This window comes from Pseudomonas sp. 2995-1 (assembly GCF_002742505.1).
Lineage (GTDB): Bacteria > Pseudomonadota > Gammaproteobacteria > Pseudomonadales > Pseudomonadaceae > Aquipseudomonas > Aquipseudomonas sivasensis.
In genome coordinates this window covers 1-236 of sequence record NZ_LJSA01000062.1, presented here as the reverse complement: position 1 = coordinate 236, position 236 = coordinate 1, and the positions used below count along the sequence as shown (strand labels likewise).

Genomic DNA, 236 nt, shown 5'->3' with positions numbered 1-236 from the left:
CTTTCTGCAAAGCCCTCAAACCCTACACCATTATAGATAAATAGGTCACCACTAGCTATATCAATAATTTGATTTGCAGTAGGTTCAAAAGTATGTGCGTCAGCACCAACTAGTACTATATTATAAACCTCTACATGCTCTCCACCAATCTTATTAGTAAAATCTTCAAGTGGGAATAATGTAGTATATACTTTTAATGTCTCAATTTCTTCAACTACTTCATCTACTTCCTCATC

The 236-nt window shown here is 34.3% G+C and carries 1 protein-coding gene; it reads right to left on the bottom strand.

Annotated features, from left to right (window positions below):
* Window positions 1-236, bottom strand: a 236-nt coding sequence (locus AOA61_RS00215; RefSeq protein WP_158234775.1) for a metal ABC transporter solute-binding protein, Zn/Mn family, incomplete at both ends; no start/stop codon positions are given.